Genomic DNA, 14,947 nt, shown 5'->3' with positions numbered 1-14,947 from the left:
TTGATTGTATCATGAGAACGAAGGATGCGGAAGTACAGAAGCGGGAGAACGACAGCGGTAGTTACGCATGGCTATTTCGTATAATTCATGCAAAGGAATCGGTTTATGGCAAAAGTATAGTTCTAAAAAGAGAATATTAGTGCCACAGTTGTAGGATAAAGATATTATCACCAAACATGTCCAACACAGACTCGAATGGATTTTACAGGTTTATGGTTTTGATTTTGCATATAGAAGAAGAAATAGCTATGGTATAATAAGGATATGTTAAATGAAAGAACAGGAGAAACCATATGACAGACCATAGCCAGATAACAGAATTTGTAGGTACTGCAATAGGAGATACGATCGGTCTGGTGATTCCCGGAATCGATCCTTCCCTTGCACCATTTATGAAGCTGGGAGAATACCGTTCTATTGGCATCTTTGGAGGCCGCGTGGCGGTAGGGCCGCAGGTGATTGCTGTGGATGAGGCTGTAAAGGCGGCTGATGTGGAGCTGATCTCCATGGAGGCATCCAGGGACAGCAAGGGCGGAGCTGGATGCGGTACCCTGTTCTATATTGGAGCCAACGATGTATCGGATGCAAGGCATGCGGTAGAGATCGCTCTGGAACAGCTGCCGAAACAGTTCGGCGAAGTTTATGTAAATGACGCAGGTCATCTTTCCTTTAGCTATACTGCGAGGGCGGGGCAGTGCTGTGTCAAGACGCTGGGAGCGGTGGAAGGCAAGGCGTTTGGAATCATATGCTGCGGGCCGGCCGCCATAGGATGCCTCGTATCGGATCTGGCGGTGAAGTCTGCCCCGGTGACTGTGATCGGTTATCATCACCCTCTTGACAATTGCTTTGCTAATGAGGTGGTGCTGTGTTTCACAGGGGAATCTGCAGCGGTGCGACAGGCGCTGCGGACAGCGATTCATGCGGGTAAACAACTTCTTGGTTCTTTGGGCGAAGAACCTCATTCTCTGGGAAATCCGTGGATTTAGAAGTTTTTGCAAGAAAATAAAAGATTACCATGGTTAATTATGTGGCCATGCCTATAATGGTTGATGTGGGAGATTCACCTGTTATTGTCATTGATGTGGACCATTATGAGAAAATTTGATTATTAGCGATACTTAGATCTGCGGAGCGGAAGAACGCTCCCTAGATTTTTTGCGTTAATGGATCCCCACAGCCGATAATCCATGGGCTGTGGGGATGAGGTATATTTTTATGTCTGGATTTTTCCAGATCCTAAGAGGGACCAAAGGGAAGCGGTACCATGAAGCCCGGCTTGCCCCAGAAAGCTGGCAGGAAGCAGAGGATGATTCTTGTAAATAAAAACTGATTACGAAGAATACAGCGGGAAGATGGTACTCAGTATAAAATTCAGTAGTGAAGACCAGACTGCATTGGATTATCGTGGGAGCCAGAAATCATTTGGAACAGTCTTTTATTACGCTTATACAAAACTGGAAGATTTTAAGAGATTTTTTCAGGAAATGGAATTAGGCAAAAAAGCATGACATGACAAAATTTCCTGTAAAGGCACATTTCAGAGCTGACTGCTATCCCGTTATTATAAAAAGATTGTTTATCCCGGTAAAATGGTTTATAATATGATTAGCAGAAAGGTATGATGTATGAGAATATATTTGGATAATTGTTGTTACAATCGGCCGTTTGATGATCAGACGCAGGAACGTATTCATCTGGAAAGTGAAGCAATCCTTACTATATTGAAACGAGGGCAATTGAACGTATATGAAATTGTCGGAAGCGAGATGCTGGAATTAGAGATGGAACGTATGGGCGATGAGACAAAAAAGCGAAAAGTTAAAGAGCTATATCAGGTTACACATATGCACGTAGCCTATACAGATGAGATAAAAAAACGATCAGAGGATATAATGAAGATATCAAAGATCCGCACATTTGACAGTTTGCATATAGCTGCAGCGGAGAGTGCGAATGCAGATGTGTTGCTTACAACAGATGACAAAATGAGCAACATGGCCTCAAAATTAGAGCTAAAAGTTAAAGTGCAGAATCCACTACAGTTTGCCTGGGAGGTGTTTTAAATGTTAAATGTTGATTTGAATAATCCAGCCGATGTAAGAAATGCCGGGATGAAGGTCCTAAGAGAAGCACTGGGGCCAGTAGGAATGGTCAAATTTATCAAGCAATTTGATCTTGGTTACGGAGACTATACAGAAGAAAAATATGAGAGACCAGATATTAGTCTGGACGAGATTGATGCAATATTAAAAAGATAATATATTTATGGATATACATTTGCAGAGAGAGTATAGATGAAATATAAACAAGTGGCATCTATTCCACCGTAGCAACACATTAAGCTACGGTGGTTTAGATGCCGAATTGTGGTTTTGGAGAGAAATGACGGATGAAACCACAAGATGTAGTGGCTTTTGAGAAAAAATGAGTGGATTTGCGGCCTGAAAATGGGTGTTTTTTAGGGCGTGAGAAATAGATGCCAAGCCCCGGAAGATGACTCTTCCGGGGTATTTTATTTTGTTTTCTCATGTGAGAGACGTAGAAGTAAGAATAAAGGAAAAGAAAAGGCTTTAGACATAAGGGTGGTAGCCATATATTCTAAAGACATGAGGCTGTGCCTGCAGACTGCCTATTATGTGGAGATGGAATCATTTCCCTTTTTATTGTTTGGTGATCCATATTATAATAAATTGATAATCACGCTGAGATAATTAGATTAACAAATGTATCAAAGCTGTCACAGCTTTTTAAAAGCCGGCAATTGGAGTCAGATTGAAGAAAAGAAGAAATAATTGTAAACACATCTTTAAAAAGCTGCCGGTCTTCACCGCGTAAGGATAACAGGAATATAAAATCCACCTGATTTGTATCCCAGGGGATGGGATGGTCATTAATGGCAACAGCAATGGAGGATACACGCGTAAGCGATTCATCTGCGGTTAATGGATGCGGAAGCGCAACATTCCGGTAAGCGCTGGGGGCCACCTGTTCATGATAGAGGATTTCCTGATGGAAAGCTTTATCAACATAATTCGACGCTTCCATCCTCTCACATAGGAACTGTATCACTTCTTCCCGCGATAAAAAGTTTGTGTGCGGAAAGAATAGCTCTTTTTTAAAAAGCTGTTGAATCTGACGGGCCAGTTCCCTGTGGTGGATATTCTGGGTCAGTTCAGTGGCTTTTAAAAGAATGGACTCATAGTCCTGCCTTGTGGGAAGCAAGTGTATCTTGATTGTAGGAATGCCTAAATCAGACTCTTCGGGCAGTGTGGTAATAATTAGGTCAACCGAAGATAAATTCTGAATCTGCTCATAGGAAGTAACAATACCGTAAAGATTGATGGGAGCAGCCATTTGTTTGATATGTTCAAAAATGGTGACTCCCATGTTATAGTAATCATATAATACCATGACACAGTTGATTTTTGTTGCGGCATTATTTTTTTCTTCCATCAAAACGCCCAAATGAAGAGCTATATATGAAATTTCATTTTCTGGCAATGCAGCATGTATTTCCTGGCCTATGATGGAAGCAATATATTCCGCAATCACATACAGGAAAGGGTAGTCATCCTTTATTGTAATAAAGTAGTTTTCCGGTACAACAAGGGAATTTGCAGCCCTGTCCATAAGATTTTTCAGGTGAAAGGCAAATCGCACCATAAAGTTATCCGCTTTAAGATCAATGCCGTAAATACTGTGAACAGCTGTTATTATTTTGAACAGTATCCCGCATACCTGAGCCGGAAGGATGGTATGTATTTGTTCAAAGTTTAGACTGCTTAAGTTAACAGAACGGATTCTGGTCGTCATGAGAACAGAAGCATCCAGTACTTGTGTAAAAGAAATATCTGTATGATAGATATCCGTTAGATTTTTATGGATATCTTTTACTATTTCTAATATATGCGGCGTAAATGAATAGTTATCCATCACGCTGTTTATCGTATCAGGAACCTCCCGGCGGGATAGAGTTGTCTCTATGCAGATGGCAAGATGCAGGACATAATTTAAAAAGGAAAAATCATCCAGAAAATAGGAGTGATTTCTCAATGTCTGCCGGACCATGTCTGATATATCATTAATTGTTACATTCTGAAAAAACTTCTGCATATTTTCAAGTTTGAAATGTGATTGCCGAAGCTCCTGATTTAAAAGCAGCATGGTGAATCTTCGTTTATCCCGGTCTTGTCCAATTATAAACAGCCGGTTGTTTTTCGTTTTTAAATAAAGGCTGTGTTCTTTTAATTCATTTCTAAGACGCACCAGTTCGTTGTTAAGAGTGACAGTGGAAATGTACATTTGTTCTGCCAGCTCTTCAAATGACGGATGGGTGGCTTTCAGTAATAGTTCTTTGAACAGATAGTCCCTTCGTTTTGAATAAGTATCAAATAATTGTGTCGATTGAAGCTTAGCAATGGTTCCCTGGATAGCAGATGGGTTTGGACAGAAGTAACCCTGATTGGAAGAATGTATTATATTAGGGGCAAGGGAATTCAAATCTTTGACATAGTTAATAACTGTTCTTTTCGAAATTCCGAGAGCAGTTTGCAGCTCGCGGTTGGATACATTTCTTTTTTGTGCAAATAAGTATTCCAGTAACTCTAATCGTTTGTCCATACCTTCATACCTCGTCCTCATCATAATTATAATACTTTTAAATGCTGATGTAATGATTAAGACATTCCCCATCATTCTCCATATTAGGATTATAGCAAATGTGGGCCAATAAGTACATTATCAGAAAATGCACCGGGGAGTGCAACGGTGAATATAGAAATCATAAAGGCGCCGGATATAATAAAGTTAAAAACAGATAGCAAAAGCGAAAACGGAGGAGAAAAATGGGTAGGGTTTTGGAAAAAGTTACAGATAAAATATCAGATGTCATGACACCTGTTTCAGCAAAGCTGATGTCAGTCCAGTTTATTGCAGCGATAAGTGAGACCATGCAGGCGGTCATGCCCATTATTTTAATTGGATCATTTGGCTGTTTGGTTGCATATCTTGATGTTGGACCCTGGCAGAGTATTGTAACAGGAGTTCCGTACCTGGTCGACATCTGCGGGAAGCTGCAGCTGATAACCCTTGGATTATTTTCACTCTATGTTGTAATTATCCTGACATATATTTATGCATCGAAATTGAATATGAAGGAAAGTGTTGCATGTATCCCCATTGCAGCCGCTGTTTTCATGATGGTAACGCCTTGTGATTGGAATGGTGTCCCGGTGGAGTGGCTGGGGACAAGCGGATTATTTAGCGCGTTAATGATTGGCGCCATGGTACCCAGGCTGATGCAGCTTATGATTAGAAAGAAAATATGTATCCGTATGCCAAATGTTGTTCCGAAATTTGTGGAGGACAGCTTTAAGATTTTAATACCAGGTCTTATCCTTTTGGCTTTTTCCGGTGTTTTGGATACGATTTTGGAACATAGTTCTTTGGGATGTCTGCACAGTATTATATATAGTGTGATTCAAACGCCAGTCTCAAATATCGGGTTATCACTGGGAGGACATATTATTATTTGCATTCTGGCAGCTACAATCATGTGGTGCGGACTGCATGCGGGGACCATTGGCAATCTTGTCACCCCTCTGCTTATTGCTGCCAGCGCTGAAAATTTGGCGGCTTACACCGCGGATCAGGAAATCCCTAATATTATCACCCAGGAATTTTTCAATCTGACCCTTCCGGGAATGGCAGGATGCCTTTTGATTCCGGCTGTTCTCATGGCATTTGTGTGCAGAAGTAAGCAGTTAAAAAGTGTAGGCCGTCTTGCAGTCATACCTGCCGTCTTCGGTATTGGCGAGCCCGTGCTCTTTGGCGCTCCGGTTATGTTGAATCCGCTTCTTTATTTGCCAATGATTCTCAGTATTATCGTGAATCAGGTGCTCACTTACACAGCCATAGTGACAGGATTGATTGGGCGCTCCACAGGAGTTGTACTGCCATGGACAACCCCTCCGGTTCTGTATCCGCTGTTAGCAAATTCCACACCGGTGCGGGCGGCTGTCCTTAATGTTGTTATCATTTTGATTGATATTATTATTTGGCTTCCGTTTGTGAAAGCGTATGACAGGAATACAGTTTTGAAAGAGATGGAGGCGGAAAAATAATAAAAAGTATTATTCTGAAAAATGCACCGGGGCGTGCAATTGTAAATGTAGAAGTAATAAGGCCGCCTGATATAATGGTGAGTATAGAAACAGCGGAAAGGAGGTGACAGAATATGGATTGGGATATAATAGTTTGTACGATTGTTGCCAATGCAGGAGAAAGCAGAAGCGCTTCTTTAGCGGCAATTGAAGCTGCCGGGGATGATGATTTTGAAGCAGCGGAGCGGCTGATGCAGGAGAGTGAAAAAGCATATCTGCTTGCCCATGAGGCACATATGGAAATTCTGAAAAGAGCTGCCGGAGACGATCCTGTACCTATGAATTTTTTGATTGTACACGCGGCAACTCATCTGTCCAACGCTGAGGTTACCAAGGATTTGGCAAGGCAGATGATTTCAATTTTAAAGAAAAGGAGATAAGAGGATGCTGAATATCGTATTACTATGCCAGTTTGGTGCAAGCACCGGGATGTTGGCGGAGCGGATAAAAACGGCTGCAGCCAAAAGGGGCGAGGAGGCCATTGTCAATGCCTACAGCTTTTCGCGTATAAGGGATGTCATTGATGGTGCGGATGTTATTCTTCTCGGACCACAGATCCGGTTTCAGAAGGCCGCGCTTGAAAAAGAGTATGCGGATAAGGGGGTACCGTTTACAGTTATTGATACGCAGGCTTATGGCATGCTTAATGGTGATAGGATTTATTCGGATGCGAAGGCCAGAATTGAGGAATACAATAAAGGTTAAGGAGAGGGTTACGTGGAAAAATTTGCAAATAGAATAGAACGGATTCTGACTCCGTTTGGGGCAAAGCTTCAAAATGTTACGTTTATGCAGGCAATTTCTGAATCTTTACAGGCAACACTGCCTATTTTGATTGTTGGTTCGTTTGCAACATTGATTTCCAGTTTGGATGTGGGGCCCTGGCAGGGGATTGTGAAATCCATTCCGGGATTAATACCTGTATGTCAGAAAATCACATCCTTTACTTCAGGAGGCTTTACATTACTGATGTTGATTGCGCTTGCGCAGCTGTATTGTAAAAAAATAGAAGTAAAGGAGTATATTTCATGTACTGCCCTGACCGTTGCTGTCTTTCTGATTTTATCTGAAGTTACAGATGGAAATATTGCCTCAAGCGCTTTGGGCATGAGAGGAATGATATTGGCCCTATTTGTAGGTATCTTAGTGCCAAAGAGTGTCAAGGCGCTGATTGACAGGAATGTTAGGATTCGAATGCCTAATTCTGTCCCTAAATTTGTGGAAGAAGGGTTTACGATTCTGCTTCCTGCCTGCATCATATGTATTGCGGCAAGCGTTATCAATTACTTCTTTACTTTGCTGGGATATTCCAGCTTCCAAACCTTTTTTTACTCAACGATTCAGATTCCGCTTCAGGGAATTGGATTATCATTTGGCGGTTTTGTATTTATCAGCTGCCTGGGAGCTCTGGTAATGTGGCCAGGCCTACATGCTTCAACTATTTCAGCGTTTATCCAGCCGCTGGCATTAACAGCAAGCGCTGCCAATCTGGAAGCATGGAATTTAGGGAAGACACTGCCAAATGTAATTGAGTATTCATTTATGCAAAGTGCTAAATTTGGCGGCGGTGCCAACCTGCTTTTGCCTTGTTTAATAGCATTGATTTTTTGTAAATCCAAACAGTTGAAAAGTGTGGCCGGATTAGGCATAGTTCCCGCGGTGTTCTGTATTGGTGAACCGATTCTGTTTGGTTTTCCCATGATGTTAAATCCGATGATGCTGATTCCCATGATATTAAGCACCATTACTACATATACCATATATTATGCAGGCATCGTATCGGGAATGGTAGGGCAATTTACAGGTGTTGTGCTTCCCTGGACAACGCCGCCTATATTGAATGTTGCATTATCAAGTTCAACACCACTGCGCGCAATTATCATGCAGCTGGCAGCAATGGCTGTGGGCATACTTATTTATTACCCATTTGTTAAAGGCTATGATAACCAGTTGGTTGAAAAAGAAAAACAGGCAGAACAGATGATATCAGAATAGACATTGGAAAAGGAGAGGAAAAATGGAGCCCGGTATTAGAAGAGCACCCAATACCCAGTTTTTTGGGAAAGAAGCATTTTCTGCAAGTAATGATACTGTTATCCGGTGGATGGGGGTTGGGGCGGCCATGGTGAACTGTCATGGCACATGTATAATGATTGACCCTATGTTAAAAGATGCAAAAATGCCGATGTTGATTGATTTTCCAATAACGGTTGAACAAATCCCATATTTAGATGGTATATTGGTCACGCATATAGACCGGGATCACTATAGTCTACCAACTTGTCTGGCAGTACATGATAGATGTAAGGAATTCCATACGACTCAGTATGTCGCGTCTGAGATGCAGGGTGACGGGATAAACGGAATTGGGCATGACATCGGCGGACGGTTTACAATTGGTCCAATGCATATTTTGGTGACTCCGGCGGATCATTGCTGGCAAAATCAGGATAAGAGATATAAGAATAAACGGCTTTATGTGCCGGAGGATTACTGTGGTTTTTACATAGACACGCCCGACGGCACCTTCTGGGATGTCGGTGACTCAAAGTTGATGGATGAACAGCTTCGCCTGCCTGAGCCTGACATGATATTGTTTGACTTTTCAGATAACGAATGGCATATCACATTGGACGGCGCGTACAAACTGGCAGCGGCGTACCCGAATTCGGAACTGGTGCTGATTCATTGGGGATCGGTGAACCGGCCTGATATTACAGCATGTAATGCAAATCCCATGGATTTATTAGAGAATGTCATTAATCCCGGCAGAGTTCGGATTGTTGCTCCGGGGGAGCCGGTCAAATTAAAAAGAATCAGCGAAAGATGAGGAATAGCCGCGGCTTATGGAAGGATTTTATACGGGAGAAAACAGAAGACAGATACACCAGCAGTTTGTATTGCTTATCCAAATGATCCGGGACAGGGATTTTACGAATGTGCGCCAGGTACTTACAGAGGGCTGTGAAATCCACTTTAGTACGGCAGGATACCACAAAGGAATTGAGAATATCTGCAGGGCGCTTATGTGGCCTGGAATCCCAATGGATATCAGGAAAGCGCAGATACTGAACTTTGTGGCCAGAAGCAGAGGGGAAAATGCTGTTCAGACAGCATATATCCAATGCATAGAGGCAAAGGATGATGGCGTGAATGTGTTCCCCTTTCTGTTTGGGGGAGAATATGCGAACCGTTTGGTGAAAGAGGATGGGGTATGGAAATTTTCGGAAATCCGATTTGATCTGTGTTACGCAAAGGGCAATACTATATTTGTGAAAGACAGATGGACATTAATGGATGAGAGTGCCTACTGCGGACATGAACCAATGATTAATCCGGACATTGATAATCCGTGGAAGGTGATTCCTGTTGACGATGAACCACAGGGCAATGAAGAAAAGATATTTGAATTATTGTATAAATACGCTTATGCGTTTGACCATAATGACTATAAGTTCATGACTGAGTTTACAACGGATAACTTTTATATTGCCGCCAGATTTGAGGAAGGGGTACTCTGGTCAGATAAGCCGGATACGGCTGATCTCGTTGGTTACCGCCAGGTAAGTGATTTCCTAAGGTCAAAATTTCACAAGGAGGCCAAAATGATGCATTCCTGCCGCATGGGCAGAATCCTGTTCAAAGAGGATATGGCGGTTGCTTATATGCCAAGAGGAGAGGACCACCGGCTGAAAAACCGTGTTATGAATCGGGATAACGTGCATTGTATCTGCACAACGGCAATTCATACAGTATATGCTAAATTTGATAGATATACAAACCAGTGGAACATGTTTAAATATAATGTGAACCCAATCCCCACTATATTTACCCAAGCCGAGGATGATTGTCTGGAATTTCATGAATACTTTGGAGGATGCTTGTGAAGAACTACAGGAACGTAATGTCGGATTTTTTAATCTGTTACGAATTGGGAAATTGGGATAATTGCAAGGAGCTGGTCAATGACGATATTGTACTGGAATCTACATTGGCTGGAACCCATAGGGGAATAGAAGAAATTAAATCAGCCCTGCAACTGCCAAAGGAACATAATATCAGCAATATGGTCATTACCAATTTGATACATAGGGAAGCGGACGGACATGACATAGTGTGGTGTTATATGCACCATATGACCGGGGTTTATCAGGGCAGACAGTTGTTTCCGCTTATTTATGGAGGAAAATTGTATTTTGATATTTGTAATAACAGGATTACGAATATTAAATTTGAACTGGGCTATGAATATGGGAATACCTGGGCAATGAACGGGATTTGGAAATTCTATGAAGAGACAAAGAATACGCATTTGATTTCTGCGGATGCTTTAAGGCTGGGTGGAGAGACACGCGGTTTAAGGGATTTGGTAAATCGGTTTTTTTGGTCCGTTGATCATATGGATAGGGCGTTGTTTCAGAAGCTTTGCAGTAGAGATGTTGAAATCATCAAATCCGGAATTGACAGCAGTATATATAAAAAAGATGGTGTTTTCGATGTTGACCGATATCTGCGATTTGAAAAGGATTTTTATGAACAGAATCTGTACAGCATACATATTGTGGATGAGTCAGATATTGACCCGTTCCATAAGAAAATCACATGCTGGCATTTAAGCCCGGGACGTCCGGGAACAAAGCATTATGGAGCCAATACTATTTATATGCAGTTTTATGATGAAATAATTGATGTGGAGTTCCACAGGGATAAGGACGGTTGGAAAATTGGGAAAGTAATCTTCACAGCCAAGTCCAATCAGGCGGAATATAGTCCAAAGTTTCTGATGTTGTGATTTGGAAGAAAAAAGCTGGGATGCCTGCAGGAGAGGAGACGTATATGAAATACACAAAACTTGGATGCTCTGATTTGACGGTTTCACGCATCTGCATGGGATGTATGGGATTCGGAGATCCGGGGAAAGGGCAGCACAGCTGGACCCTGGATGAGGGACGTTCCCGTGAAATCATAAAGCACGGCCTGGAGCAGGGGGTGAATTTCTACGACACGGCAGTCGGATACCAGGGGGGGACCAGCGAACAGTATGTAGGGCGTGCGCTCAGGGATTTTGCGGGGCGTGAAGAGGTGGTGGTGGCCACCAAATTCACACCCCGGACAAAAGAGGAGGCGGAGAAGGGAATCAGCGGGCAGGAGCATATTGAGCGGATGTTGAACCGCAGCCTTAAAAATCTCGGTATGGACTATGTGGATTTGTATATATACCATATGTGGGATTACCAGACCCCGCTCTATGAAATTATGGACGGATTAGACCGCATGGTGAAAGCCGGTAAGGCGCGGTATATCGGAATCTCCAACTGCTACGCATGGCAGCTTGCCAAAGCCAACGCATTGGCGGAAAAGGAAGGATTTGCAAAATTTATATCCGTCCAGGGGCATTATAACCTCATGTTCCGTGAGGAGGAGCGGGAAATGATACCTTACTGCCGTGAGGAGAACATAGCGCTTACACCGTACAGTGCGCTGGCGGGAGGCCGGCTGTCAAAGAGGCCGGGCGAGATTTCAAAGCGTCTGGAAGAAGACAGCTATGCAAGGCTTAAGTACGATGGTACCGCTCGGCAGGATCAGGTTGTCATAGGGCGTGTTGTGGAATTGGCTGATAAATACGGTGTTTCCATGACAGAGGTTGCCCTGGCCTGGCTTTTGGAAAAGGTGACAGCACCTGTGGTCGGAATGACGAAAATCCATCACATGGAAAACGCGGTGAAGGCAGTGGATTTCAATCTTACATCCGGGGAGACAGAATATTTGGAGGAGGCCTATGTTCCTCACAGACTGGTGGGGGTCATGGCGCAGAATACCCGGGAGGCAAGCGGCAAAGAACATGTGTGGTCTGTGAAGGAGGATTATGTATTATAAAACACTTAAAGGGTTTCCTGAGCATTTCCTCTGGGGGGCTTCCACCTCGGCATACCAGATAGAAGGCGCATATAATGAGGACGGAAAGGGCATGTCCGTCCAGGATATCTATGAAACACCGGAGGGAATTACGGATTTTAAGGCTGCAAGCGACCATTACCATCACATGAGGGAAGATGTGAAGCTGATGGCTGATCTGGGAATGAAGGCATACCGCTTTTCCATTGCATGGACCAGGGTTATTCCGGACGGGGATGGTGACGTGAATGCGGAAGGAATTAAGTTCTACAATGACCTGATTAACGAGCTGGTTTCATATGATATTGTTCCGGTCGTAACCATGTATCATTTTGATCTGCCGCTAAAACTGCATAAAAAGGGCGGATGGGGAAATCGAAAAACAATTGATGCGTTTGAGCGGTACGCAAAGATTTTATTTGAGAACTTTGGAGACCGGGTAAAATATTGGCTGACCATTAATGAGCAGAATGTGATGATTAACCATCCCAATGCCATGAATCCCGGAAGAATTCCTTCCAAAAAAGAACTGTATCAGCAGTGCCACCATATGTTCCTGGCGGGGGCGAAGGCAACCCTGCTGTGCCATAAGATGTGTGAAGGCGGTAAAATCGGTCCGGCTCCGAACATTACCGCAGTCTATCCGGAAAAATGCAATCCTGCGGATGTGATTGCGGCAGATAACTGGGAGAGCATCCGCTGCTGGATGTATCTGGATATGGCTGTATATGGGAGATATAATTCACTGGCATGGTCTTACCTGGCAGAAAAGGGATTCACTCCTGTGATGGAGGATGGGGATATGGAAATCCTCAAAAAAGCAAAACCGGATTTTCTTGGCGTCAACTATTATGCTACCGCTACTGTCAGCGCCAGCAAAAACGATGGAATGGACTGCCAGCCCAGAAATGGGGACCAGCAGGTCATGATTGGGGAAGAGGGGGTTTACCGCGCCGGAGATAACCCTTACTTAGAAAAGACCGAATACGGCTGGATGGTGGATTCTGTCGGGCTGCGTGTCACACTCAGGCGTATCTATGACCGGTACCAGCTTCCACTTCTTATTACGGAGAACGGACTTGGCGCGTCGGACGTATTAAATGAAGATGGAACAGTACATGATCCATACAGGATTGTGTATCTGGAACGCCATTTTAAACAGGCGCAGCTTGCCATTACAGACGGAGTGGATTTAATCGGATACTGTCCGTGGTCCTTCATGGATTTAGTCAGCACACATCAGGGATACGGAAAGAGGTATGGGTTTGTCTATGTCAACCGGGATGAGGCGGACTTAAAAGATATGGGAAGAATCAAAAAGGACAGTTTTTACTGGTATCACCAGGTGATTATCACAAATGGAGCGATTTTGGATTAACAGGAATCAGAAGGAAGACTGTTGTGTCAAGAGAGGGAGCTTGGGACAGCGGTCTTTTTTTGCCAAAAGTGGCATCATTCTTGCTTGATTATTGAGCAGGAAGCATTTGTTTTAGATGAAACGGACAAGGGGAGACTATGTTTTCAAATAAAGATTTACAAAAACTGATTGCGCCTCTAATTGTGGAGCAGATTTTACTTATGCTGGTGGGAATTGCTGACACAGTCATGATTTCCTATGCAGGAGAAGCAGGTATATCCGGAGTGGCCCTTGTGGATATGGTGAATTACCTGATTATCACAGTACTGTCAGCGGTGGCCACGGGTGGTGCCGTGGTAGTATCCCAATATCTTGGAAGCGAAGAGCGAGAGAATGCCAACCGGACGGCCTCCCAGCTTTTTTCAATCGCATTTTTAATATCTGTGGGAATTACGGCATTGTGTCTTTTATTTTGTAGGGAGATATTAGGCGCACTGTTTGGAGGCGTAGAAGCAGAGGTTATGAGGGCGGCGCAGGATTATCTGCTCATTACATCATGTTCCTTTCCCTTTTTAGGAATCTATAATTCATCATCAGCATTGTTCCGTTCTATGAACAGAACAAAAATAATCATGTATGTATCATTTTTGATGAATGTTATAAATGTGGCTGGAAATGCAGTTGGGATATTTATTTTTCATGCAGGAGTAGCAGGTGTGGCTGTCCCAACGCTTCTGTCAAGGGTGGTGGCGGCAATTATTATGCTGATTTTGTCTATGCAATCAAAGTATGAAATTTGCATCACCTGGAAGAATCTGGTTTCCTGGAATCAGGGAATAGCGGTGCGGGTTCTGAAAATAGCGGTTCCCAATGGGGTGGAAAACGGTCTGTTCGCATTGGGAAGAGTACTTGTGACCAGTATCGTTGCACTGTTTGGAACCACCCAGATTGCGGCCAATGGAGTGGCCGGAAGTATAGATCAGATTGCCTCAATCGCAACAAATGCCATGAATCTGGCAATTATACCGGTGGTGGGACAGTGTATTGGAGCAGGAGAATATGACCAGGCTACTTATTATACAAAAAAGTTTATGAAAATCACCTATGTGTTAATTGGTGGTATGGGCGGCATTGTAATAGTCATTCTTCCATTTATTCTTGGCTTTTATGAGTTGTCGGAAGAAACCTGCAGAATCAGTGTTTTGCTGATTACTCTTCATAACGTGCTGGCATTCCTGCTTCATCCGACATCATTTGTACTTGCCAACAGCCTAAGGGCTGCGGGTGATGTGAAAATTACTATGTACATAGGAATCGGCTCTATGGTGGTCTTCCGGCTTGGGACGGCAGTATTGTTTGGAATCATATTTAGGATGGGAGTAGCAGGAGTATGGGCCGCAATGGGAATGGACTGGTTTGCCAGAACCATAGCGTTTTCCATACGGTATAAGAGCGGGAAATGGAGATGCGTAAAGGTAATATAGGTTTATATAATGTGCCAGAATATGTGTCAGAAATATTGTGCCAAATTGTT

Annotated in this window: 14 protein-coding genes and 1 pseudogene; 13 read left to right on the top strand and 2 right to left on the bottom strand. The window is 43.3% G+C overall.

Going from position 1 to position 14,947, the window contains the following annotated elements; genetic code table 11:
* Window positions 1–9: 9 nt before the first annotated feature.
* Window positions 10–150: pseudogene (locus CGC65_RS32820) on the bottom strand (IS91 family transposase); the annotation flags it as partial.
* 143 nt (window positions 151–293) lie between these two features.
* Here CGC65_RS32820 and pduB point away from each other — a divergent pair.
* The 3 genes from pduB to CGC65_RS23840 all read left to right on the top strand — a co-directional run bounded on the left by pduB (window position 294) and on the right by CGC65_RS23840 (window position 2,258).
* Window positions 294–986: a propanediol utilization microcompartment protein PduB gene (gene pduB, locus CGC65_RS23850; RefSeq protein WP_002568808.1), complete on the top strand. Its 693-nt coding sequence runs from the start codon at window positions 294–296 to the stop codon at window positions 984–986.
* 750 nt (window positions 987–1,736) lie between these two features.
* Entirely contained in the window at window positions 1,737–2,063 is a 327-nt protein-coding gene (locus CGC65_RS23845; protein WP_227126591.1) for a PIN domain-containing protein, read from the top strand.
* The gene (locus CGC65_RS23840; protein WP_002568806.1) at window positions 2,064–2,258 is read left to right on the top strand and encodes a hypothetical protein; all 195 of its coding nucleotides are present in this window, start codon (window positions 2,064–2,066) and stop codon (window positions 2,256–2,258) included.
* Between the two features lie 439 nt (window positions 2,259–2,697).
* On the opposite strand, the gene CGC65_RS23835 is transcribed toward CGC65_RS23840, so the two are convergent.
* Window positions 2,698–4,620, bottom strand: coding sequence for a BglG family transcription antiterminator (locus tag CGC65_RS23835; RefSeq protein ID WP_002568805.1), 1,923 nt, complete (start codon window positions 4,618–4,620; stop codon window positions 2,698–2,700).
* A gap of 224 nt (window positions 4,621–4,844) precedes the next feature.
* On the opposite strand from CGC65_RS23835, the gene CGC65_RS23830 reads away from it, so the two are divergent.
* The 10 genes from CGC65_RS23830 (at window position 4,845) to CGC65_RS23785 (ending at window position 14,897) form a co-directional block, all read left to right on the top strand.
* Window positions 4,845–6,122 (top strand): PTS sugar transporter subunit IIC, encoded by a 1,278-nt coding sequence (locus CGC65_RS23830; protein ID WP_002568804.1) that lies wholly within the window; start codon window positions 4,845–4,847, stop codon window positions 6,120–6,122.
* Between the two features lie 113 nt (window positions 6,123–6,235).
* Complete coding sequence (locus CGC65_RS23825) at window positions 6,236–6,541, top strand: PTS sugar transporter subunit IIA (protein WP_002568803.1); 306 nt, start codon at window positions 6,236–6,238, stop codon at window positions 6,539–6,541.
* Window positions 6,542–6,545: 4 nt separating this feature from the next.
* The gene (locus tag CGC65_RS23820) at window positions 6,546–6,866 is read left to right on the top strand and encodes a PTS sugar transporter subunit IIB (RefSeq protein ID WP_002568802.1); all 321 of its coding nucleotides are present in this window, start codon (window positions 6,546–6,548) and stop codon (window positions 6,864–6,866) included.
* A gap of 12 nt (window positions 6,867–6,878) precedes the next feature.
* Window positions 6,879–8,156 (top strand): PTS sugar transporter subunit IIC, encoded by a 1,278-nt coding sequence (locus CGC65_RS23815; protein ID WP_002568801.1) that lies wholly within the window; start codon window positions 6,879–6,881, stop codon window positions 8,154–8,156.
* 22 nt (window positions 8,157–8,178) lie between these two features.
* Window positions 8,179–8,991, top strand: a complete 813-nt coding sequence (locus tag CGC65_RS23810; RefSeq protein WP_002568800.1) for an MBL fold metallo-hydrolase — start codon at window positions 8,179–8,181, stop codon at window positions 8,989–8,991.
* Between the two features lie 16 nt (window positions 8,992–9,007).
* On the top strand, window positions 9,008–10,048 hold the full coding sequence (locus CGC65_RS23805) for a nuclear transport factor 2 family protein (protein WP_002568799.1): 1,041 nt from the start codon (window positions 9,008–9,010) through the stop codon (window positions 10,046–10,048).
* On the top strand, window positions 10,039–10,953 hold the full coding sequence (locus CGC65_RS23800) for a hypothetical protein (RefSeq protein WP_007038694.1): 915 nt from the start codon (window positions 10,039–10,041) through the stop codon (window positions 10,951–10,953). The genes CGC65_RS23805 and CGC65_RS23800 overlap by 10 nt, the downstream gene beginning before the upstream one ends.
* 44 nt (window positions 10,954–10,997) lie before the next feature.
* Entirely contained in the window at window positions 10,998–12,038 is a 1,041-nt protein-coding gene (locus tag CGC65_RS23795; protein WP_002568797.1) for an aldo/keto reductase, read from the top strand.
* Window positions 12,028–13,434 carry a glycoside hydrolase family 1 protein gene (locus tag CGC65_RS23790; RefSeq protein WP_002568796.1) on the top strand — a complete coding sequence of 469 codons (1,407 nt, stop codon included), beginning with the start codon at window positions 12,028–12,030 and terminating at the stop codon, window positions 13,432–13,434. Before CGC65_RS23795 ends, CGC65_RS23790 begins: the two co-directional genes overlap by 11 nt.
* Window positions 13,435–13,571: 137 nt before the next feature.
* Window positions 13,572–14,897, top strand: coding sequence for an MATE family efflux transporter (locus CGC65_RS23785; RefSeq protein ID WP_002568795.1), 1,326 nt, complete (start codon window positions 13,572–13,574; stop codon window positions 14,895–14,897).
* Window positions 14,898–14,947: the final 50 nt, after the last annotated feature.

Origin of the sequence: Enterocloster bolteae, assembly GCF_002234575.2 — a bacterium.
Classification (GTDB): domain Bacteria; phylum Bacillota; class Clostridia; order Lachnospirales; family Lachnospiraceae; genus Enterocloster; species Enterocloster bolteae.
Note: the sequence above shows the minus strand (reverse complement) of the source record. Positions and strands in the feature narration are given on the sequence as shown.

Bases quoted from the DNA above. Each gene is read 5' to 3' on its own strand.
- CGC65_RS23790 (WP_002568796.1), top strand. From the start codon at position 12,028: ATGTATTATAAAACACTTAAAGGGTTTCCTGAGCATTTCCTCTGGGGG.
- CGC65_RS23830 (WP_002568804.1), top strand. From the start codon at position 4,845: ATGGGTAGGGTTTTGGAAAAAGTTACAGATAAAATATCAGATGTCATG.
- CGC65_RS23800 (WP_007038694.1), top strand. From the start codon at position 10,039: ATGCTTGTGAAGAACTACAGGAACGTAATGTCGGATTTTTTAATCTGT.
- CGC65_RS23795 (WP_002568797.1), top strand. From the start codon at position 10,998: ATGAAATACACAAAACTTGGATGCTCTGATTTGACGGTTTCACGCATC.
- CGC65_RS23785 (WP_002568795.1), top strand. From the start codon at position 13,572: ATGTTTTCAAATAAAGATTTACAAAAACTGATTGCGCCTCTAATTGTG.
- CGC65_RS23805 (WP_002568799.1), top strand. From the start codon at position 9,008: ATGGAAGGATTTTATACGGGAGAAAACAGAAGACAGATACACCAGCAG.
- pduB (WP_002568808.1), top strand. From the start codon at position 294: ATGACAGACCATAGCCAGATAACAGAATTTGTAGGTACTGCAATAGGA.
- CGC65_RS23825 (WP_002568803.1), top strand. From the start codon at position 6,236: ATGGATTGGGATATAATAGTTTGTACGATTGTTGCCAATGCAGGAGAA.
- CGC65_RS23840 (WP_002568806.1), top strand. From the start codon at position 2,064: ATGTTAAATGTTGATTTGAATAATCCAGCCGATGTAAGAAATGCCGGG.
- CGC65_RS23810 (WP_002568800.1), top strand. From the start codon at position 8,179: ATGGAGCCCGGTATTAGAAGAGCACCCAATACCCAGTTTTTTGGGAAA.
- CGC65_RS23835 (WP_002568805.1), bottom strand. From the start codon at position 4,620: ATGGACAAACGATTAGAGTTACTGGAATACTTATTTGCACAAAAAAGA.
- CGC65_RS23820 (WP_002568802.1), top strand. From the start codon at position 6,546: ATGCTGAATATCGTATTACTATGCCAGTTTGGTGCAAGCACCGGGATG.